Source organism: Flavobacterium sp. ZB4P23, from assembly GCF_003970375.1.
GTDB lineage: Bacteria > Bacteroidota > Bacteroidia > Flavobacteriales > Flavobacteriaceae > Flavobacterium.
The window spans coordinates 629,698-650,732 of sequence record NZ_RYDK01000001.1; the positions used below are offsets into that span (position 1 = coordinate 629,698).

At 33.3% G+C, this 21,035-nt stretch carries 21 protein-coding genes; 10 read left to right on the forward strand and 11 right to left on the reverse strand.

Annotated elements, in window-relative coordinates; translation table 11 throughout:
• Window positions 1–6 precede the first annotated feature (6 nt).
• Window positions 7–459, forward strand: coding sequence for an SsrA-binding protein SmpB (gene smpB / locus EKL99_RS02620; protein ID WP_091204586.1), 453 nt, complete (start codon window positions 7–9; stop codon window positions 457–459).
• Between the two features lie 85 nt (window positions 460–544).
• A complete protein-coding gene (locus EKL99_RS02625; protein WP_126462893.1) occupies window positions 545–1,594 on the forward strand; it encodes a Fic family protein in 1,050 nt (349 codons plus the stop codon).
• 48 nt (window positions 1,595–1,642) lie between these two features.
• Here EKL99_RS02625 and EKL99_RS02630 read toward each other — a convergent pair whose 3' ends face one another.
• A complete protein-coding gene (locus tag EKL99_RS02630) occupies window positions 1,643–2,284 on the reverse strand; it encodes a protein-L-isoaspartate(D-aspartate) O-methyltransferase (RefSeq protein WP_126462896.1) in 642 nt (213 codons plus the stop codon).
• A gap of 144 nt (window positions 2,285–2,428) precedes the next feature.
• Between EKL99_RS02630 and EKL99_RS02635 the strand changes: the two genes are divergently transcribed.
• From EKL99_RS02635 to EKL99_RS02670, 8 genes are all read left to right on the forward strand, one after another.
• Window positions 2,429–3,394 (forward strand): Gfo/Idh/MocA family protein, encoded by a 966-nt coding sequence (locus tag EKL99_RS02635; RefSeq protein ID WP_126462899.1) that lies wholly within the window; start codon window positions 2,429–2,431, stop codon window positions 3,392–3,394.
• A 40-nt stretch (window positions 3,395–3,434) separates the two neighbouring features.
• Window positions 3,435–4,322: a 3-hydroxyacyl-CoA dehydrogenase family protein gene (locus EKL99_RS02640; protein ID WP_126553648.1), complete on the forward strand. Its 888-nt coding sequence runs from the start codon at window positions 3,435–3,437 to the stop codon at window positions 4,320–4,322.
• An 86-nt stretch (window positions 4,323–4,408) separates the two neighbouring features.
• The gene (locus tag EKL99_RS02645) at window positions 4,409–5,629 is read left to right on the forward strand and encodes a DUF1015 domain-containing protein (RefSeq protein WP_126462905.1); all 1,221 of its coding nucleotides are present in this window, start codon (window positions 4,409–4,411) and stop codon (window positions 5,627–5,629) included.
• Between the two features lie 23 nt (window positions 5,630–5,652).
• Entirely contained in the window at window positions 5,653–6,306 is a 654-nt protein-coding gene (locus EKL99_RS02650; protein WP_126576348.1) for a YggS family pyridoxal phosphate-dependent enzyme, read from the forward strand.
• Between the two features lie 118 nt (window positions 6,307–6,424).
• Window positions 6,425–7,786, forward strand: a complete 1,362-nt coding sequence (locus EKL99_RS02655; RefSeq protein WP_126576349.1) for an exonuclease domain-containing protein — start codon at window positions 6,425–6,427, stop codon at window positions 7,784–7,786.
• A 27-nt stretch (window positions 7,787–7,813) separates the two neighbouring features.
• Window positions 7,814–8,644: an ion transporter gene (locus EKL99_RS02660; protein WP_126576350.1), complete on the forward strand. Its 831-nt coding sequence runs from the start codon at window positions 7,814–7,816 to the stop codon at window positions 8,642–8,644.
• Window positions 8,645–8,802: 158 nt separating this feature from the next.
• Window positions 8,803–9,720 (forward strand): tRNA (adenosine(37)-N6)-dimethylallyltransferase MiaA, encoded by a 918-nt coding sequence (miaA, locus tag EKL99_RS02665; RefSeq protein ID WP_126576351.1) that lies wholly within the window; start codon window positions 8,803–8,805, stop codon window positions 9,718–9,720.
• A 190-nt stretch (window positions 9,721–9,910) separates the two neighbouring features.
• Window positions 9,911–10,651, forward strand: coding sequence for an acyl-[acyl-carrier-protein] thioesterase (locus tag EKL99_RS02670; RefSeq protein WP_126462918.1), 741 nt, complete (start codon window positions 9,911–9,913; stop codon window positions 10,649–10,651).
• A gap of 48 nt (window positions 10,652–10,699) precedes the next feature.
• On the opposite strand, the gene EKL99_RS02675 is transcribed toward EKL99_RS02670, so the two are convergent.
• From EKL99_RS02675 to EKL99_RS02725, 10 genes are all read right to left on the reverse strand, one after another.
• Window positions 10,700–11,416 carry a response regulator transcription factor gene (locus EKL99_RS02675; RefSeq protein ID WP_126452426.1) on the reverse strand — a complete coding sequence of 239 codons (717 nt, stop codon included), beginning with the start codon at window positions 11,414–11,416 and terminating at the stop codon, window positions 10,700–10,702.
• A gap of 3 nt (window positions 11,417–11,419) precedes the next feature.
• Entirely contained in the window at window positions 11,420–13,003 is a 1,584-nt protein-coding gene (locus EKL99_RS02680; RefSeq protein WP_126576352.1) for a sensor histidine kinase KdpD, read from the reverse strand.
• Between the two features lie 71 nt (window positions 13,004–13,074).
• Entirely contained in the window at window positions 13,075–13,659 is a 585-nt protein-coding gene (gene coaE, locus EKL99_RS02685) for a dephospho-CoA kinase (protein WP_126576353.1), read from the reverse strand.
• Window position 13,660: 1 nt separating this feature from the next.
• Window positions 13,661–14,662, reverse strand: coding sequence for a glycosyltransferase family 2 protein (locus EKL99_RS02690; protein WP_126452432.1), 1,002 nt, complete (start codon window positions 14,660–14,662; stop codon window positions 13,661–13,663).
• 128 nt (window positions 14,663–14,790) lie between these two features.
• Window positions 14,791–15,981 carry an enoyl-ACP reductase FabV gene (gene fabV, locus EKL99_RS02695; protein WP_126462923.1) on the reverse strand — a complete coding sequence of 397 codons (1,191 nt, stop codon included), beginning with the start codon at window positions 15,979–15,981 and terminating at the stop codon, window positions 14,791–14,793.
• Window positions 15,982–16,218: 237 nt separating this feature from the next.
• Window positions 16,219–16,752 carry a hypothetical protein gene (locus tag EKL99_RS02705; RefSeq protein ID WP_126576355.1) on the reverse strand — a complete coding sequence of 178 codons (534 nt, stop codon included), beginning with the start codon at window positions 16,750–16,752 and terminating at the stop codon, window positions 16,219–16,221.
• 73 nt (window positions 16,753–16,825) lie between these two features.
• Window positions 16,826–18,478, reverse strand: a complete 1,653-nt coding sequence (recN, locus tag EKL99_RS02710) for a DNA repair protein RecN (protein ID WP_126576356.1) — start codon at window positions 18,476–18,478, stop codon at window positions 16,826–16,828.
• Between the two features lie 52 nt (window positions 18,479–18,530).
• On the reverse strand, window positions 18,531–19,415 hold the full coding sequence (locus EKL99_RS02715; protein WP_126452438.1) for a DUF4835 family protein: 885 nt from the start codon (window positions 19,413–19,415) through the stop codon (window positions 18,531–18,533).
• A gap of 69 nt (window positions 19,416–19,484) precedes the next feature.
• Window positions 19,485–20,702 (reverse strand): bifunctional phosphopantothenoylcysteine decarboxylase/phosphopantothenate--cysteine ligase CoaBC, encoded by a 1,218-nt coding sequence (gene coaBC / locus EKL99_RS02720; RefSeq protein WP_126452440.1) that lies wholly within the window; start codon window positions 20,700–20,702, stop codon window positions 19,485–19,487.
• 8 nt (window positions 20,703–20,710) lie between these two features.
• Window positions 20,711–21,028: a DNA-directed RNA polymerase subunit omega gene (locus EKL99_RS02725; RefSeq protein ID WP_026709525.1), complete on the reverse strand. Its 318-nt coding sequence runs from the start codon at window positions 21,026–21,028 to the stop codon at window positions 20,711–20,713.
• Window positions 21,029–21,035 lie beyond the last annotated feature (7 nt).

Sequence of the window (21,035 nt, forward strand, 5' to 3'; positions counted from 1 at the left end):
CACGCTATGTTAAAAACAATAAATATATTCAATAAGAGAGCCCGATTTGACTATGAAATAATCGAAACCTTCAATGCAGGAATTGTTTTGGCTGGAACGGAAATCAAATCCATTAGATTAGGAAAAGCAAACATCACAGAAAGTTTTTGTGAATTTAGCAATAACGAACTTTTTGCAATAAATACCTATATTGAAGAATATACTTTTGGTAATCAGTTCAACCACAAGGCAAGAAGCGAGCGCAAATTACTTTTAAAAAAAAAGGAATTAAAAGGTTTGCTGAAAAGTGTTCAAGCAAAAGGATTGACAATAGTTCCTTTGAAATTGTTTACTAATGAAAAAGGACTGGCCAAACTCCAAATTGGTCTTTGCAAAGGAAAGAAAACCTATGACAAACGTGAATCTCTCAAAGAACAAGATACGAAACGGGATCTAGACCGAATCAAAAAATCATTTTAAATTAAGAAAGTAATGTATTAATTATTATTTATATTTATAAAAAATGACTAAATTTGTCAAGACAATTTAAAGCTTTTTTTTTAAAATGAAAACACTACTCAAAAACGCAAGAGAACAAAAAGGACTCAAAACTAGAGAAGTCGCACAACTTTTAGCAATTGATCAAGCCTTAATCAGTAAGTTTGAAAGTGGAACTAGAAAACCTACAAGAGACCAAGTCGTAAAATTAGCATCTTTACTAGAAATAGATTTAGAAACAATCATGGTCGCTTGGCTTAAAGAAAAAATTCTTTATGAAATTGGTCAGGATGAATTTGCTCTAAAAGCATTATTGGTTGCAGAGCAAGAAATTAGATATCAAAGCAAACCAATAAAGAAAAAATTATCGGTAACTCTTCAGAAAATTTTAGATGAAATAGATACTTTGAAGATACAACTGGATGGGTTTCGCCAATTTGACAGCTATCGGATTGCACAAGCATTAGAGCTAGAATATACGTTTGAAAGTAATCGCATCGAGGGAAACACAATGACTTTACGCGAAACGGATTTAGTTATCAATGAAGGTTTGACGATTTCTGGAAAAAGTATGCGGGAACATCTGGAAGTCATTAATCATCAGGAAGCCATTGCTTATATCAAAGATTTAATGCAAAAAAATACTGCTATAAAGGAACGAGAAGTTCTTTCTATCCACAATCTTATTTTGAGAGGAATTCAACCCGAAGATGCAGGTAGCTATAGAAAAGTCCAGGTGATGATTCAAGGAAGCAGTTACGTGCCTCCACAACCTTTTTTAGTCGCCAAAGCAATGGAAGATTTTTTTATTTGGTATGAAACTAATAAATCAACCTTACATCCGATAATTTTAGCTGCCGAAATGCATGAACGCTTGGTTACTATTCATCCCTTTATTGATGGAAATGGCAGGACTTCGCGCTTAGTCATGAACTTGGTTTTATTGCAGCATGGTTACATAATTGCCAATATAAAAGGGGATTATGAAAGTAGAATGCGCTATTATCAAACACTGGAAACTGCACAAACTAAAAACAACAAAGAAGATTTTTTGTTATTCATTGCTCAAATAGAAAAAGAAAGTTTAGAGCGGTATTTAACCATTATTGGTCAATAAAATTCATCTTCTGCTCCCTTCCCCTTGGGAAGGGTTGGGGATGGGATTTTAATTTTTATCTTCTAATAAAGGAACAAATCGAAACTCTCCAAACTCATGTTTCTCAAATTGAGTTTCATTTTTTCTGATTAATAAGGTCATAATCTGCACCTCTGTACCTAGTGGAATAACTAGCCTTCCTCCTATTTTGAGTTGCGCCATCAACGGTTGCGGAATAAACGGAGCGCCTGCAGTTACTATAATACTATCAAAAGGAGCGTAATTTGGTAATCCTTTGTATCCATCTCCAAAAGAGAGATATTTGGGCCTAATATTCAGTTTTGGAAATAAAATTGAGGTTTGCTTAAACAATTCTTTCTGTCTTTCTACACTAAATACTTTGGCACCTAAAAGACATAGAACAGCTGTTTGATACCCTGAACCTGTTCCTATTTCTAAAATTTTGTGTTCTTTTTTGACTTCTAATAATTGGGATTGAAAAGCAACAGTGTACGGTTGCGATATCGTTTGGCCTGCAGCAATAGGAAATGCTTTGTCTTGATAGGCATAATCTTCAAAACTGGAATTTAAAAATAAATGTCTTGGAATCTTTTTTATCGCCTCCAAAACACTTTTGTCAGTAATTCCTTTTTGCTCTAAAACGCTTACTAATTGATTCCGAAGTCCTTGATGTTTGCCTGTGTCTTTCAAAGTTTATTGTTTTATTTTGGTAAAAATAGAAAACAATTTCTGAATTCAAATGTTGGATTTTAAATTTTAAATTAACTGAAGAATTGTCCGGTATCAATAATAGATTAATCATTTTATTGTTATTTTTGTAAAAATTACATCATTATGCTGAAAATTGGAGTATTAGGTGCTGGCCATCTAGGAAAAATACATTTGCGTTTATTACAACAATCTAAAAAATATGAATTAGTGGGATTTTATGATCCAAATCAAGAAAACGCCGAAAAGGTTTCTAAAGAATTTGGATACAAACATTTTAGCACAATTGCCACCCTTATTCATGCCGTTGATGTAATCGATATTGTTACCCCAACCCTTTCTCACTACAAATGTGCCAAAGTAGCCATCAAATCCGGTAAGCATGTTTTTATTGAAAAACCTATTTCAAATACGGTCGAAGAGGCCGAAGAAATTATCGCTTTATCAAAAGAATATAATGTTAAAGGTCAGGTGGGGCATGTGGAACGTTTCAATCCAGCATTCATCGCTACCAAAAACATGATCGAAAACCCTATGTTTATTGAATCGCATCGTCTGGCTGAATTCAATCCTCGCGGAACTGATGTTCCTGTAGTCTTAGATTTGATGATTCATGATATTGATGCCATTTTGAGTGTTGTACAATCAAAAGTAAAAAATATTAGTGCTAGCGGTGTTTCAGTTATCAGTGATACACCGGATATTGCCAATGCAAGAATAGAGTTTGAAAACGGTTGTGTTGCTAATTTAACAGCGAGCCGAATTTCGATGAAAAACATGCGTAAATCTCGTTTTTTCCAGAAAGACGCTTACATCTCCGTAGATTTCTTAGAAAAGAAATGTGAGGTTGTAAAAATGAAAGATGCTCCGGAAGTTCCAGGCGATTTTGATATGATTTTACAAAATGCGGAAGGTGTAAAAAAACAAATCTACTTTTCCAATCCAGATGTAGAACAAAACAATGCTATTCTGGATGAACTGGAATCATTTGCAGATGCCATAAATACTGATTCAACACCAATTGTGACATTGGAACAAGCCTCTGAAGCGCTTCGTGTTGCGTATCAAATTATTGATTGTTTTAAAAAATAATTTTTACATAAATATTAAACTATTTTAATCCAAAATAAGAATGAAAACAATTGCCGTAATCGGAGCAGGAACAATGGGGAATGGAATTGCTCACACCTTTGCACAAAGTGGTTTTACCGTAAAATTAATAGATGTTTCAGAACAATCATTGGATAAAGGAATGGCCACTATCGCCGCTAATTTAGACCGAATGATTGCAAAAGGAAGTATCACCCAAGAAGACAAGGCTAAGACGATTACTAACATAATCACCTATACGGATATCAAAGATGGCGTTGTAGGGGTTGATTTAGTGATTGAAGCGGCCACTGAAAATGTAGCATTAAAACTGAATATCTTCAAGCAATTGAACGAAGCTTGTTCTCATAATACAATTTTGGCAACTAATACTTCTTCTATCTCAATTACTCAAATTGGAGCCGTTGTGGCACATCCGGAACGCGTTATCGGTATGCACTTTATGAATCCGGTGCCAATAATGAAACTGGTGGAAATTATTCGTGGTTATAATACTTCTGATGAAGTGACAAAAATCATCATGAATCTTTCCGAGAAGTTAGGAAAAACGCCTGTTGAAGTCAACGATTATCCTGGTTTTGTTGCCAATAGAATCTTGATGCCCATGATTAACGAAGCGGTCGAAACTTTATACAACAAAGTGGCTGGTGTTTATGAAATTGACACGGTGATGAAACTTGGAATGGGACACCCGATGGGACCTTTGCAACTAGCAGATTTTATTGGTCTTGATGTATGTTTAGCCATTTTGAACGTGATGTACGACGGTTTTAAAAACCCAAAATATGCACCTTGTCCGTTATTGGTAAATATGGTTCGTGCCGGAAAAATGGGTGTGAAATCAGGGGAAGGTTTTTACGATTATTCTGGAAGCAAAAAAGCCGAGAAGATTTCTAAACAATTTATATAATTGTAATGTTTAAAAATTGAGGGCCTAAAGTTAATACCTTTAAATTCTCAGCTTTTCACTTTTCACTTTTCACTTTTTATATTATTATGGCTAAAATTGTCCCTTTCAAAGCTGTTCGTCCCACTCGTGATAAGGTTTGCCTTGTTACTTGCCGTTCGTATGAAGAATATGTAAATGCGGAATTAGCGGCGCAATTGGATTTCAATCCGTTGTCTTTTTTGCACATACTAAAACCTGCTTACACCAATCAGGAAACTGTTTCTTTTGAAAAAAGATACCGCCAAGTACATCAAAAATATGAGGATTTCAAAAATGAAATAATTTTAGTAAAAGACAAAAAACCCGCGATTTATATTCATAAAATTGTAACTAAAAAGCACTCTTTTACCGGAATTATCGTAGGTACTAGTGTAGCTGATTATTGCAACAATATCATCAAAAAACACGAAGATATTATCGCTTTCAGAGTCCGATTATTAAAAGACTACATGAAATATTCTGAGTTCAATACGGAACCGGTTTTGATGACCTATCCGGATAATAAAACGATTGAAAACTGGATTTTTAATTGTACCCAAAAATTAGCCGATTTTGAGTTTTCAACCACCAAAAAAGAAATTCACTACTTATGGAAAATTGAAGATGCGTTAGAAATCAATTGGCTTCAGAACATTTTTGAAAAAACAGATAGTCTTTATATTGCAGATGGCCATCACCGTACCGAAGCCTTAAAATTATTATCCGAGGAAAATGATGATCCAGACAACGCAGCCAAAAATCATATTCTGAGCTATTTAATTTCTGAAAACAATGTCAAAATATATGAATTCAATCGCTTGGTAAAAGATTTAAACGGTTTCTCGAAAGAAAATTTGATAAAGGAATTAGAAAAGAATTTCATTGTTACAAACAAATTTCAGCAGCCTTTTCAGCCTTCTCAAAAGCATCAATTCGGAATGTATCTGGACAATGAATTTTATAGCTTAATTTTACGAAAAGAAAATGAAGTTTTCTTAACGGCTTTGGATAGTTTAGACACACAAATTTTATACAAAAAAGTGTTATTGCCTATTCTTGCCATCGAAGATTTACGCAATGATGAGCGAATAGAATACCTTTCAGGAAAACAATCCGTATTGGAAGTAAAAAACAAAATTGATCAAGGAGAATTTGAAATCGGTTTCATATTATTTCCATCCAATATTGGAGAAATAAAAGCCTTGGCCGATGCCAATTTAATAATGCCTCCAAAAAGTACGTATATTGAACCAAAGTTTAGAAGCGGATTAGTCGTGTATGAACTTTAACACATTAAAATTTAAACATTAAAATGCCAATAAAAAATAATTTACTCCAAATAAAATCCACTTTACCGGAACATATAACCTTAGTTGCGGTTTCAAAGACCAAACCTGTTTCGGATTTAATGGAAGGGTATGAGGCCGGTCAACGCATTTTTGGAGAAAATAAAATCCAGGAAATGGCGGAGAAATGGGAACAAATGCCAAAAGACATTCAATGGCACATGATAGGCCATGTTCAGACCAATAAAGTCAAATTTATGGCGCCATTTGTGAGCTTGATTCACGGTGTGGATAGTTTGAAATTGCTACAGGAAATCAACAAACAAGCACTAAAAAGCAATAGAATTATTGATTGTTTATTACAAATGCATATTGCCGAAGAAGAAACTAAATTTGGTCTTGACCAAGAAGAACTTGCTTCACTCCTATCCTCAAACGAATTCCAGGAATTAAAAAACATTAGAATCGTTGGATTAATGGGAATGGCAACTTTTACAGACAAGAAAGATCAAATCAAGAAAGAATTCACCCATCTGAAATCTATTTTTGATAAATTCAAAATTCACAATTCACAATTTACCATTCTTTCTATGGGAATGTCCGGTGATTATCAACTTGCAATTGAATGCGGAAGTACGATGGTTCGCATTGGAAGTAGTATCTTTGGAGGAAGAAATTGACTTTTGATTTGAGATTAACGAATATTGACCCGAGCGGTAGCGAACTGGCGAAGCATTTCAGATTTAAAAATCTCTACTTCAAAACTGAATACTAAAAACTGAACACTGAATACTTATTTTGTACGCAATACTAGACATAGAAACCACAGGAGGACAATTCAACGAAGAGGGAATCACTGAAATCGCTATCTATAAATTTGATGGACATGAGGTCGTGGATCAGTTCATTAGTTTGGTAAATCCGGAAATCCCAATTCAACCTTTTGTAGTTAAACTTACCGGTATTAATAATGCCATGTTGCAATCTGCTCCCAAGTTTTTTGAAGTAGCAAAACGCATCATCGAAATGACAAACGATTGTATTATCGTGGCTCATAATGCTTCTTTTGATTACAGAATCTTACGAACCGAATTCAGACGATTAGGATACGATTTTGAAGCCAGAACACTTTGTACGGTTGAATTATCAAAAAAATTATTGCCGGAACAACCGTCCCATAGCCTAGGAAAACTCGTTCGTGCGCTTGGAATCCCAATGGCAGACCGCCACAGAGCCAGTGGTGATGCTTTAGCAACAGTCAAATTATTCAAAATTCTTTTAGAAAAAGATTTAGAGAAAGAAATTGTAAAAGATTTTATAAAGCTGGAAATCGAAAAAGGAATCGCTCCAAAATTACTGGATATTGTGTCCGGATTACCAGCAAAAACAGGTGTCTATTACATTCATAATGAGAAAGGAAATCTAATTTACATTGGCAAAAGCCGAAACATAAAAAAACGAATCAATCAGCATTTTACAGGAACTTCTACAAAATGCAAGAAAATTCAAGCAGAAGTGTTTTCCGTAACCTATGATGAAACCGGAAGTGAATTGATCGCATTATTAAAAGAAAGCGAGGAAATAAAAATCAATAAACCCATATATAACAGAGCACAGCGAAAAAGTATTTTTCAACTGGCACTCTATGCTGAAAAAGATAAAAATGGGTATCTCAACCTAAAGCTTCAAAAAGCAGATGGACGCAAAAAAGAAATCACATCCTTTTCCTCCCTGCAAGAGGGTAAAAACGCATTATTCAGAATTACTTCTCATTATAATTTATGTCAAAAACTAACTGGTTTGTATGTTTCTAAAACCAACTGTTTTCAATACACTATAAAAGAATGTGACGGCGCTTGTATTAGCAAAGTTTCACCTGAAGAATACAATATCAGAGTTCTTACTTTTGTCGATAAAAATAGTTTCGAAAATCAAAATATGGTATTGATTGACAAAGGCAGAACCATCAGCGAAAGATCTGCCGTTTTGATCGAAAACGGAATTTACAAAGGCTATGCTTTTTACGATTTAAATTATCAAATCAACAATATCGAAATACTGAGAAACATCCTCATTCCGATGCAAAATAACCGGGACACTAAAAATATTATCCAAGGGCACATACGAAGCAATAAAACCTTGAAAACGTTAAAATTCTAATCGTATGCTATCAATCCATCCATAATTATGCACCGAATAAAGTCAAAATTTGACACTTTCAGACAAAAAACCAATGTCATTATTTATGGCACAAATACGGCTTCCGGGCGCATGTTTGACCTAGTACTTTTAGGAGTAATTTTGTTAAGTGTTGTAATTGTGATGCTTGAAACCGTAAAAGGTTTCGATACAAAATACCACCAAGAACTCATTATCCTAGAGTGGGTCATTACGATTTTCTTTACCTTAGAATACATTCTTCGAATTATATCTATAAAAAAACCTGTCAAATACATTCTCAGTTTCTATGGAATCATTGATTTGATTGCCACTTTACCTATGTATTTGTCCTTGTTTTATTTTGGAACAAGCGTTTTAACTGTGGTAAGGGCTTTGAGATTACTGCGATTGTTCAAAATATTGAAACATCCAAAATTCTCCAGTCAATCCACTCACTTAAAAGAAGCGCTAATTGCCAGTAGAGGAAAAATATTAATTTTTATCTATTTCATGTTGATCAGCAGCATCCTGATAGGCTCCGTTATGTATGTGGTAGAGGGTAAAGAAAGCGGTTTTACCAGCATTCCCACCAGCATTTATTGGACCATTGTAACACTCACAACCGTTGGCTACGGTGACATATCGCCCATCACACCATTAGGCCAAGCTATAGCATCAGTAGTAATGATCATGGGATATGGAATAATAGCCGTTCCTACGGGTATCGTTTCAGCTGAATTTGCAAACAGCAACCGTAAAAAACCAAGAGCCGAAAGAATTAATCCATGCACCGTTTGCGGAACTGACGGTCATGAATATAATGCAAAATACTGCTACCATTGTGGCACCGAATTATAATTTATTAATTTGAAGCAATTCCAGCTGTACACTGCAACTCCTCGTTATTCCAGTTGTTTTTCTAAGGCTTAAAAGGAGCTTCCTCCGGTCGCTCTTTTACACCAAGAAAAAAAACTGCAATACCTCCGGGGTTTCCGTTTCCATCTGGGCTAAAAACTATGAAATACCTAATCACCATTATCGGACCCACAGCGATAGGAAAAACTTCCTTGAGCATCATTTTGGCTAATTATTTTAAATGCGATATCCTGTCATGTGACAGCCGACAGTTTTTCAAGGAAATGACCATCGGAACCGCAGTTCCAAACCAAGCCGAGCTAGCAACAGCTACCCATCATTTCATCCAAAACAAATCCATATTCGAGAATTATACCGTAGGTGATTTCGAGAAAGAAGCCATTGCAAAACTGGACGAATTATTTCTGACCAATGATTATGCTATACTAGTTGGTGGTTCGGGATTATATGTAGACGCAATCCTAAAAGGTTTTGATGAATTTCCAGAAATAGACCCTACAGTTCGCTCAGCAATAACACTGAATTATGAAAAACTGGGAATTGGGTATTTGCAACAAAAACTCGAAGTTTTAGATCCTAATTATTACAAAACTTTGACTGTCGAGAATTCTCAAACCTTACAAAATCCACAACGTATGATGCGTTTCGTAGAAGTATGTATTGGTGCCGGAAAACCATATTCTTCTTTTTTAAATCAAAAGCAAAACAGTCACAACTTCACTCCTATTTTAATTGGTTTAGAAGCCGACAGAAAGAGTATCTATAACCGAATTAATCAACGTGTAGATGCCATGATGAACGAGGGTTTATTAGCGGAAGCAAAAACGTTATTCCAGAATAAAGAATTGAACGCCTTGCAAACAGTGGGTTACAGAGAACTATTCCGTTATTTTGACAGGGAAATTTCATTGGAATTTGCCATTGAAGAAATAAAGAAAAATACCCGCCGATTCTCAAAACGTCAACTCACTTGGTTCAAAAAAAATGAAAACACCAAATGGTTTGATTTTGAAACTCCTTATGAAACGATTGTGAAGTACATCAATTCAAAAAAATAAAAATATCATTATTGACGACGATCAAAAAAATTTAACCACTAATTCGCTAATAAAAAACCTATACTTCGAATATAATTAGCGGTCATTATTATTATTTATAAAATGTTTTGTTTTAACAATCCCTATAAACAAAAGAAGTACAACAAAAAAGCCTTTTTAAACCCATTACTAATAATTACAATCTATAAATATGCCCATTTCACCTAACTTCACATCTATTCTTAGCAAAGACTGGGAAATCAATTTTACACAATGTGCTCCAAACGGGTTTTTAAAATACACTGATTTGTGTTCTATATTACAATTAACAGCAGCTGCACATTCAGAAATTGGTGGAATCAGTTTTACGGACATGCAGGAATTTAATCAAGCGTGGGTTTTGAGCAGAATGCGTGTTGAAGTTACTAAATTACCTAAATCCGGAGATGTCGTAACGGTAAAAACCTGGATCAATTCCTTAGAGAATTCCCGTTCAGTACGGGCGCTGGAAATGCATGTAAATGGAGAAAAAATTGTGGGTTCAGAGACTTTCTGGGCTGTATTCAATACTAAAAAAAGACGGCCGGAAGCATTGGCGTTGCCGTTCGAGCATTTTGAAGTATATCCAGAAAAAAAAGCTACTCATGAAGGTTTTTCTAAAATTAATTTCAATCAGGAGAAAGAAATAGTTTTTGAAAAAACCATTTTCTTATCGGATTTAGACATTGTAAATCATGTTAATAATGTCAAATATCTGGAATGGTGTTTGGATCTGGTTGATGAAAAATTAATCCTGAATCAGGAAATTATTAGTTTCGAAATGAATTTCCTAAAAGAATTATCTCTAAAGGATAACGTAATTATTCATGAAACTATTTCTAAAAATGAAACTATTTTTAGTATTACAAAAGAAGAAAAAACCAATTTCGCTTTGCAATTAAACTGGAAATAAATATTTTTAAAATAAAAAAAGCCTCAATTTCTTGAGGCTTATAGCTACTTATTCTGCTACTTTATTTTTTACAACTAATCTAAATCCTTCTCCGTGGATATTCAAAATTTCAACATCTTCATCCAGTTTAAGGTATTTCCTCAGTTTTGCTATATAAACATCCATACTTCTGGATGTAAAGTAATTATCATCTCTCCATATTTTTGTCAAGGCTAATTCTCTTGGCATCAAATCATTTTCATGAAGAATCAACATCTTCAACAAATCATTTTCTTTTGGAGATAATTTAATTGGCTCTTCAGTATTAAAAGTTAAAAAACGAAGTTTTGAATTTAAATAAAACTTCCCAATATTAAATTCAAATTGTACTTGTTCTGCTCTGGTATCTGATGATTTTCTTTGAATTATCGCTTTGATTTTCATCAACAATACTTCTGAATCAAAAGGTTTATTTAAGTAATCATCCGCACCCGCTTTGTAGCCTTTCAACACATCCTCTTTCATCGATTTTGCAGTTAAAAAGATAATTGGAACTTCGTTGTTTTTTTCTCTGATTTCTTTTGCTAAAGTATAACCATCTTTGTAAGGCATCATTACATCCAGAATACACAAATCATAAGTATCTTTTTTAAATTTTTCGAAACCTTCCATTCCATTTTTGGCTAACGTGACGTCAAAATCATTTAGCATTAAATAATCTTTCAAAACCGCACCAAAATTCAGGTCATCTTCCACTAAAAGTATTTTCTTATTTACATTTTCCATATTCTAATTTATTAATGGTAATTTTATTATGAAGGTACTCCCTTTTCCCTTTTCACTTTCTACATATACTTGACCGTTGTGGTCATCTACAATTCTTTTTACATACGCTAAACCTAATCCATGCCCTTTGACATTATGAATGTCGCCGGTATGTTCTCTATAAAATTTTTCAAAAATTCTTTTTTGAGCTATTTTACTCATTCCTAAACCGTTATCTTTAACTTTGATAATAACCATATCTTTTACATTTTCAGTAAAAATGTCTATTTCTGGCACATTAGGTGAATATTTTATAGCATTTTCTAAAATATTGACAATCACATTGGTAAAATGAACATCGTTGAGTAATACGGTAGTTCTTAAAGCGCCAAAGTGACTTCTAATGGTTCCTTCTCTATCTTCTAAAATTAGATTTACATGTTCAATAGCATCATTTATAATGTCATGTACATTGAGCGTCTCTTTGATAATGTCCAGTTCTTTCTTTTCTAGTTTAGAAATTCTTAATACATTCTCTACCTGGGCGTGCATGCGTTTATTCTCGTCTTTAATCATCTGAAGGTATCGTAAAACCTTCTCCTTATCATCTATTATTTTTGGATTTCGTATCGCATCTAATGCTAAATTAATTGTGGCTATTGGAGTTTTAAACTCGTGCGTCATGTTATTAATAAAATCATTTTTAATTTCAGAAATTTGACGTTGCCGGATCAATTGATTCAATGCACTTGAATACGCAATCAAAATAATTAGAGTAAAAACAATTGAAAGTACGGTAATACTTACGAGTTCCGACAATAAAAATTTCTTTTTAAGCGGAAATGTAACCAACAAATCATACTTACTGCTTCCTTCATTATCAATAAATACCGGAATAGAATAGGTAGCATCTTTATCATATTTAAACTCGCTTGATTTGATTTTAGTCGCTAAATTATTGCTGTAAATACCAAATTCAAATTTTGTTTCAATACCGTGTTCTTCTAATTCTTTCTTGATTAATTTTTGTAAAACACTGCTCGAAACACGTTCCTCAAGCGGCATTGCTGACAATACATCTTTTGCTGAAATTTTAAAAAGAGCATTGTCTAAAATATCTAAATTTCCTTCTTTTTCAATTCTAACATCTGGAATCAAACTTTGATTCCCACCTAATTTATCAATAGAATTATTGTTGTATACTTCTGTAACGCGTTTAGAACTGAAATTTTTAAATTTTTCACTATCAAATTTCTTATCAAAGAACGTAGAAGAAATATTATAATTCTCAGACATGATACTATTTGAATATATTATGGTTTTGTTTGTTCTTGGGTTTTTCTGAACGTAATAAAACTCTAATATATCATCCTTTTCAGGAACTTTTCCGGTACTATCCTTGTAATGATTTATTTTATCATAAAAATTATACTCTTCTTGTTTTTGAAGATTATTTGCCACATTACCAATAACTTGCTTAACATTAAACTTAAATTGCTCATCATTATTTTTAAACGAGGTATTGAACCAATATACCTGAACTAAAATTATCCCTATTAAGGACAAGCTCATTAATAAAACAAGTAATCTAAAAAAAAGTTTATTCATCAAAACAAATTTAGTATTTTAACAATATATTAAATAATAGATTAACCAAACATTAACAACTATGCTTGTTTTTATACAATCTTTAATATTTTAAGAATTTCATTTGCCTCCTGCTTTGCTGTTTCAAGTGAAACATTATGAATAACAAAATCACTTTTATCAATTCTCTGTTTATCAGTCCATTGTGTATTTATTCGTTTCAAAACAAGATCTCGATTTGATTTATCTCTGTCGATTACCCTTTGAATTCTCAATTCTAACGGTGCTGTAACCGTTATAATAAAATCACATTCTTTATCACGCCCACTTTCAAATAAAATAGCCGCTTCATAGATAATAAACGGCGCCGTCTCTTGTTGTAAAATCCATTGATCAAAATGTTTTTTTACTGCCGGATGAATAATAGCATTGAGTTTTTCTAATTTTTCAGGTTCCTCAAATACGATTTTAGCTAATTTTTCTCTATTTAACAGGTTAATTTCAAAAACAGAACTCCCAAATTCGTTTTTTATGGCTTTTAAAATTACAGCAGATTCCATCATTTTTCTGGCCTCCGCATCCGCAATATAAACGGGAATCCCAAATGATTCAAAATATTTTGCAAGGGTTGTTTTGCCACTTCCTATGCCTCCGGTTAAACCAATGATTTTTGTCATCTTACACTTTAAAAAATAATTCTGGAAAAGCCTCTTGTGGTTTTTGCCTTAAAATAATAACTTTATAATAGGATTTTATGAAACCTAAACCGTAACCATAAAACTGTTTCCAAACCGCTATTAATGATAAATAACCTATTTTAAGGCTCTTATTCTGGTAAGAAGAGACCAAGAACAATACCAAAAAGTAAATAAAATACAACTGAAGCAGATAATCAAAATTAAAAATTAACAACAATACAATTGAAAAGAAAAATCCAATGATGAAAACCGAAGGAAAGAAAAAAGTAAGCTTATTGTATTTTGGATACCAACTGTTAAGAATTGGTCGTGCTTTTCCAAATTTATTTACCTGAGTTGAAAACTTATCCCAGTCGATTCTTCGTTTGTGATATACAAATGCTTGTGGGAAAAGTGTGGTTTCAAAACCTAAGTTCCACAAACGAATTGACAAATCAGGATCTTCTCCTGGATGAATATTTCCAAAACCTTTGGATGCTTCAAAAGCTTTGCGAGACAGCCCCATGTTAAAACTTCGGGGCTGAAACTTATCGATTTTTTCAGAACCGCCTCTAATTCCTCCTGTGGTTAAAAAAGAAGTCATTGCAAAATTAATTGCTTTTTGGATGTCTGAAAAACTATCTAAAGCCTTGTCCGGTCCTCCAAAACAGTCTACATAATTTTGCTTTAAAGCCGTATCAACTTCAGACAAGTACTGCTCAGGTATGATACAATCCGAATCAAAAATGATAAAGTAATCCCCTCTGGCTTTTTTCATTCCATAATTTCTGGAATCGCCAGGTCCTGAATTCTCTTTGTAATAATAGGAAATATCAAGTCTGTCTCCATATTTTTGAGCAACATCCTGACACACTAAAGCAGAACCATCTTCTACGATTACAATTTCAAATATCTCTTTATAGGTTGTATGAGACAAACTTTCTAAAAGTTCATCTACTTCGTCCGGGCGATTGTAAACTGGGATTATTAAGGAAAATAACATATATCAAAATGAGGTATTAGTAGTCTGTTTTTAGGTCTTTAAAATTTTAACAAATATAATGGTTATCCATAAAAAAACCATCAACTATTAATTGATGGTTTTATAAATACTATTTTAAGGTACAATAATTAAGAAATACTTTTAATGTTTACCACTTCGTTTGTATCCGCTTTGTAATCTACACCATCCACGTCAAAACCAAATAAATTGTAAAAATCTTTTCTGTATCCTACTAAATCTCCTATTTCGGATAAATTTTCAGTTACAGCCTCCATCCACAATTTAGCTACTTTTTCCTGAACATCAGGACGCATCTCTAAATCATCAATCCTAATTCTTCCTTTTTCGTCAACAGGAACTTCATTGCCGGTAAACAATCGTTCTTGATACAAACGCTGAATTTGCTCAATACATCCTTCGTGTATACCTTCTTCCTTCATTATTCGATATAATAAAGAAATATACAATGGAATAACCGGAATTGCAGAACTTGCTTGTGTAACCAATGCCTTATTTACAGAAACAAATGCTTTTCCATCAATAGCTGCTAAACTGTCCGTGATTGCAAATGCAGTCGATTCAAGATGATCTTTGGCACGACCAATTGTACCTTTTCTATACACTGCCTCAGTCAATGATGGCCCAATATAGGAATAAGCAACAGTTGTAGCGCCTGGAGCTAATAGATTTTGAGCTTTTAGAGCATCAATCCACATCTCCCAATCTTCCCCGCCCATAACGGCGACTGTGTTTTCTATATCATCACCAGTGCAAGGCTCAATTGAAATTTCAGAAACTTTACCAGAATGAAAATCAACTGTTTTATTGGTAAAAGTACCACCAATTGGTTTCAAAACAGAACGATGCAATATTCCTGTTACAGGATGCATACGAACGGGAGAAGCTAAACTGTAGATTATTAAGTCCACTTGACCTAAATCAGCTTTTATAAGATCTAATGTTTGTTGCTTTACTTCATTCGAAAAAGCATCTCCATTGATACTTTTTGCATACAAACCTGCTTTATGCGCTTCATTTTCAAAAGCTGCAGAGTTGTACCAACCTGGTGAAGCTGTTTTTCCTTCAGAAGGAGCTTTTTCAAAAAATACACCAATAGTTGCTGCATTAGAACCAAAAGCACTTGTAATTCTGGAAGCCAAACCAAAACCGGTTGAAGCCCCAATTACTAATACATTTTTAGCTCCGTTGATTGCGCCTTTTGATTGTATGTATTCTATTTGATTTTTTACATTTTGCTCGCATCCTTTTGGGTGTGATGTCGTACAAATAAATCCTCTCATTCTAGGTTCTATAATCATAATTCTATTGTTTCCGTTTTTATATTGTTGGAAATCCTTATTTTTTAATTCAAAAAAATATAAATTCCTTATCTTATTATTTTATTAATATTTTCCCTAACCGTGATTATATCTATTTTTTTGTTTTCACATTTCACGTTTTCTAATTGGTGACTGGTTAAAAATTCATTAAAATCCTTACAGTCTTTTAAAACATTAAACTCTTTTTTATTGATATCAAATACAATTCCTTTTAGTCTATTCATTGACACCACCAATAGCTCCACCACTTCCATAGGCCAATCCTTTTGACCAACCATTAGCAAGCTCCGCCTCTAAATATAGAAACTTTCCGGCTTGCAAAACCCTGTGATACGAATTTGGGTTATCTCCTTCTTCACTCTTATCACCTTTCAATGCATATTTACGGAAATTTTTTTGTTGTACATAAAGATTTCCATTTAGTGAAACAGCAAAAACTCCGGTCAATTTAGTTTCGTCAGCAATAGTGTACAGAAAAATATGATCAACAATAGAATTTTGATGTATTAATTTTTTTTCTAACCCTACAATTGTTCTACGTTCTACTGGATTAAGTTTGGTGGTTTTTTTATTAATGAAATCTTCTAAAGTAACGTAAAATCCCTCTGGATAATCACTCATCGAAAACATGTAATTATTGGCTGGAATAGAACCAACTGTATGGTTCGAATCTAACACTTGCCCAAAAGAGCTGTTAAAAAAAGAAATACTAATTACACTCAATATTACGATCGATTTTTTGAAATACATATTTTATTTTTTTAAATAGATAATTTTAATTGAATTCGTCTTGATTTTTTAGAGACAAATATAATTTAAAATATTAGTTCAACAAGGCTTTGGCATGATTTAAGGCTGAGTCGGAAACGATTGTTCCAGATAACATTTGCGCGATTTCAACCACTCTTTCTTCTCTAGTTAATAATTTCAATTCAGATTGCGTATCCTCGCCAACAGTCGATTTAAATACTTTGAAATGAGCATTCCCTTTTGCCGCAATTTGGGGTAAATGCGTGATAGCAAAAATTTGCATTTGCTGACTCATTTCCTTCATAATTTCCCCCATTCTTATGGCTATTTCTCCGGAAACACCAGTGTCAATTTCATCAAAAATTAATGTTGGTAATTTTGAATAGTGTGCCAATATCGCCTTAACAGCAAGCATAATCCTTGACATTTCTCCACCAGAAGCTACTTTTTTTAACAAACCAAAATCCGTCCCTTTATTGGCCGAAAATAAAAACTGAAGCTCATCTTTTCCGTTTTGAAAATAGGTTTCAGTTGATTTTACATCCATTTTAAAGCGCACATTAGGCATCCCTAAAGTTTCTAAAATCGCAATCAACTTTTGGGATAAAACTGGAATCGAATTCAATCTATTCGTATGAATTGTAGTTGAAAAAACATCTAATTCAACGGTTTTTTGCTTTAGAGAAAGCGTCAGTGCAGCGATCTCTTCTTCCATATTTCCTAATTCTAATACTGAATTTTCAATATTCATCTGAATTTGAAGTAGTTCATCCACAGATGACACCTGATGTTTCTTTTGCAAGGTAAAAATTACCTGAAGCTTTTGACTAATTAAATCCAATTGTTCCGGATCATTAATCAATTTTTCAGAACAACGATTCATTTCTTCCAAAACATCCTCAAATTCAATCGTTACGCTTGTAATTCTTTCTAAGAAAGATTGGTAATCCGATGAAAAAACAGCAATTTTTTGTAATGAAACCTTAATTTCATTCAAATTATACATCACACCCATTTGTTCTTCATTGGCTATAGCCAAAGATTTATCAATAGATTCCTTTATAATTTCAACATTATTTAATTTTTCAAAATTAGCCTCAAGAGATTCTTGTTCACCTGATTTTAATTGCGCTGCTACCAATTCTTCCAATAAAAAAGTATTGTATTCCTGCTCTTTCTTAGATTCGCTTTGTCTTTTCAGTACCGAATTTAATTTGGATCTATCCGATTTATATTTTTTTAAAAGCGACTGATACTCCAGAATTATATCTTTATTTGTGGCAATAGCGTCTATAATTTCAAACTGTACATTTTCATCCGAAAGTTCTTGAGTTTGTTGTTGCGAATGAATATCAATCAAGAACAAGCTCAATTCCTGCAATTCCTGAAGATTTACGGGGCTGTCATTAACAAACGCTCTTGATTTTCCTGAAGGCAGGATTTCGCGTCTAATTATGGTGTCATTTTCATAATCTAAATCATTTATTTCAAAAAAAGGAAGCAAATTATACTTAGAAATTTCAAAATGAGCCTCAATAATACACTTTTCTTCTTTGTTTTTTAGAGAAGTCAAATCGGCTCTTTTTCCTAAAACCAGCCCCAATGCACCTAAAATTATTGATTTTCCTGCACCAGTTTCTCCAGTGATTGTTGAGAAACCTTTTGAAAAATCGATTGTCAATTTTTCTATTAAAGCATAGTTTTTTATCGAAAGTGACGTTATCATTTATTTGTTTTTTTTATTGGAACCGGGGATTAAATTAAAATCTGGCCGCTAATTAATAGTGTATCAGTGCCCATTTGCTAGAATTCAAAGGAGAAATTTTATTTAGATTATCAACTAAATCTGAAATTGTGATACTAGGACCACCTGAAAATACAGCTACAATTTCATCTGATTTAGCATCAAAAAAGACACGGGTTAAAAACGCATTAGGTCTTGAAGCATTTAACTTAGCTAAATCAATTAAAGATCCTTTTATTTTTTCTTTAGCCTCTTTTAAATCCTGATTCATCAAATCTAATCCGGAATGGTACTCAAACATCGTTTGTCGAACTTGTTTGAATGCCGGGGATAAAATATCATTTATCAAAAAATAACGGTTTTGATTTCCATCGGCCTGACTCCATCCTTTTGATCCTCCTTGTTGTGCTACATTCAAAATATTCTGAGCAGTTTCAAAATAAGGATTTCCGGATTCCATCACAAAAGTATCCGCATCCATTCCTAAAATGACATAACTGTAAAAAGAAAGAACCGAAACTAAATTAGAATCAAAACTGGTAGGGTTAAAAATTAAATTTTCAAACTCAGTATACCGAAAACTAAAATCTTTGTCGTTATAATTTAAAACTGGTGAAGTGTACGATGAATTAAAAACCGGACGGGATGATTGTACCTGGATGGTGGCTATAAATTGATCGGAATTATTAGCAGAAACAGTAATATAAATTGAGCAATTAATTTTTTCATTTTGCTTCACTGTTTGACCGGTCCAATCTGTTTTGTTTACAAACTCACTGATCGAGGTTTGCAAGGTTTTAAAAACTTGTTGATTGGTAACACTCAATCGCTGTGCATCAACCGTTACAGTACAATTCAGTTGTTGTGCTTGGACACCTCCAAAAATAAAAAGCAGCAAAAAAGTAAATATTTTATTCATCTGTAGATTTCTGTTTTTTTATCTGTCACCATAAATCACAACCGTTATTACCTCATAGAGTGTCATGTACTACCTTAGTTTTTCAAAATGCGCTATTACTTTATTTAGTATATCATCCGCAACAGCCTCTTTCGATTTTAATTCCATTGGTTCAAGATTAAAAAACTGGTCTATAAAAGTAACTTTATTCGTTGGTTTTCCAAAACCGGCACCCTGATCTTGAAGGGAATTCAAAACGATCAAATCTAAGTTTTTTTTCTGAATTTTCAGCTTTGCATTTTCGATTTCATTTTCTGTTTCTAAAGCAAAACCAATCAGAAACTGATTTTTCTTCAGCGTTCCCAAAGAAGCTAAAATATCCTTGGTTTTCTCGAGTTCAATTACAAAATTATCAGCTGCCTTTTTAATTTTTTGTTTAGCTACATTCTTGGGCTTATAATCCGCAACTGCTGCTGCTGCAATGGCGACATCTACATCACCGTACCTCTGGTGGCAGGCTAGATACATCTCTTCGGCAGAGACTACATTAATAACTTCAATCAAGGGATTTGAAACTGTAAAAAGCGTTGGTCCACTTACTAAAAATACTGAAGCACCTAGATTAGCAGCGCTAATTGCTATATCAAAACCCATTTTACCTGAAGAATGATTTCCTATAAAACGCACGGGATCGATTGCTTCATAAGTAGGACCAGCAGTAATTAATATTTTTTTTCCTTTAAGAGGTAATTTATTGTTTAAATCCGCCTCAATAAAAGCCACTATATTCTCTGGTTCCGCCATTCTGCCTTCTCCGGACAATCCACTTGCCAATTCGCCTGTTTCGGCAGGAATTATTGTATTACCAAATTGTGTCAAAGAGGAAAAATTAGCAATAGTTGAAGGATGTTTGTACATATCTAAATCCATTGCAGGAGCAAAATACACGGGACATTTTGCGGATAAATAGGCTGCAATCAATAGATTATCACAAATACCATTTGTCATTTTAGACAATGTATTTGCTGTAGCTGGCGCAATAATCATCAAATCAGCCCAAAGTGCCAATTCAACATGATTGTTCCATTTTTCATCTTCATTGTCTTGGTTATAAAAACTAGAATAAACCGGATTTTTGGATAACGTAGATAATGTAAGAGGGGTTACAAAATCCTTAGAAGCAGGTGTCATTATCACTTGGACATGTGCACCTGCTTTTATGAAAAGTCGTACTAATGAAGCGGTTTTATAGGCTGCAATTCCACCAGAAATTCCTAGTAAAATTTTCTTACCGTTTAAAACTGACATAGCATTTATTATTTATTAGAGTCTCTGTGGTAAATTTTACCATCTAACCATTCTTGAACTGCTAAAGCGTGTGGTTTAGGCAGTTTTTCGTAAAATTTTGAAACCTCAATTTGTTCTTTGTTTTCAAAAACTTCTTCAAGACTGTCATTATATGTTGCAAACTCTTCTAATTTCTCTGTCAATTCTTTTTTAATTTCTGAATTGATTTGGTTTGCTCTTTTAGCCATAATGGTTATTGCTTCATACACATTACCAGTAGGTTCTTCAATAACAGTTTTATTATATGTTATTGTATTTACTGGAGCATTCGTCTTTTTTAAATCCATGACTTTA

Bases quoted from the DNA above. Each gene is read 5' to 3' on its own strand.
- EKL99_RS02680 (WP_126576352.1), bottom strand. From the start codon at position 13,003: ATGAATAAACTTTTTTTTAGATTACTTGTTTTATTAATGAGCTTGTCC.
- EKL99_RS02625 (WP_126462893.1), top strand. From the start codon at position 545: ATGAAAACACTACTCAAAAACGCAAGAGAACAAAAAGGACTCAAAACT.
- EKL99_RS02725 (WP_026709525.1), bottom strand. From the start codon at position 21,028: ATGGATTTAAAAAAGACGAATGCTCCAGTAAATACAATAACATATAAT.
- EKL99_RS02635 (WP_126462899.1), top strand. From the start codon at position 2,429: ATGCTGAAAATTGGAGTATTAGGTGCTGGCCATCTAGGAAAAATACAT.
- EKL99_RS02715 (WP_126452438.1), bottom strand. From the start codon at position 19,415: ATGAATAAAATATTTACTTTTTTGCTGCTTTTTATTTTTGGAGGTGTC.
- EKL99_RS02650 (WP_126576348.1), top strand. From the start codon at position 5,653: ATGCCAATAAAAAATAATTTACTCCAAATAAAATCCACTTTACCGGAA.
- EKL99_RS02660 (WP_126576350.1), top strand. From the start codon at position 7,814: ATGCACCGAATAAAGTCAAAATTTGACACTTTCAGACAAAAAACCAAT.
- EKL99_RS02670 (WP_126462918.1), top strand. From the start codon at position 9,911: ATGCCCATTTCACCTAACTTCACATCTATTCTTAGCAAAGACTGGGAA.
- EKL99_RS02640 (WP_126553648.1), top strand. From the start codon at position 3,435: ATGAAAACAATTGCCGTAATCGGAGCAGGAACAATGGGGAATGGAATT.
- recN (WP_126576356.1), bottom strand. From the start codon at position 18,478: ATGATAACGTCACTTTCGATAAAAAACTATGCTTTAATAGAAAAATTG.
- smpB (WP_091204586.1), top strand. From the start codon at position 7: ATGTTAAAAACAATAAATATATTCAATAAGAGAGCCCGATTTGACTAT.
- miaA (WP_126576351.1), top strand. From the start codon at position 8,803: ATGAAATACCTAATCACCATTATCGGACCCACAGCGATAGGAAAAACT.
- EKL99_RS02690 (WP_126452432.1), bottom strand. From the start codon at position 14,662: ATGTTATTTTCCTTAATAATCCCAGTTTACAATCGCCCGGACGAAGTA.
- EKL99_RS02645 (WP_126462905.1), top strand. From the start codon at position 4,409: ATGGCTAAAATTGTCCCTTTCAAAGCTGTTCGTCCCACTCGTGATAAG.
- coaE (WP_126576353.1), bottom strand. From the start codon at position 13,659: ATGACAAAAATCATTGGTTTAACCGGAGGCATAGGAAGTGGCAAAACA.
- EKL99_RS02705 (WP_126576355.1), bottom strand. From the start codon at position 16,752: ATGTATTTCAAAAAATCGATCGTAATATTGAGTGTAATTAGTATTTCT.
- EKL99_RS02675 (WP_126452426.1), bottom strand. From the start codon at position 11,416: ATGGAAAATGTAAATAAGAAAATACTTTTAGTGGAAGATGACCTGAAT.
- fabV (WP_126462923.1), bottom strand. From the start codon at position 15,981: ATGATTATAGAACCTAGAATGAGAGGATTTATTTGTACGACATCACAC.
- coaBC (WP_126452440.1), bottom strand. From the start codon at position 20,702: ATGTCAGTTTTAAACGGTAAGAAAATTTTACTAGGAATTTCTGGTGGA.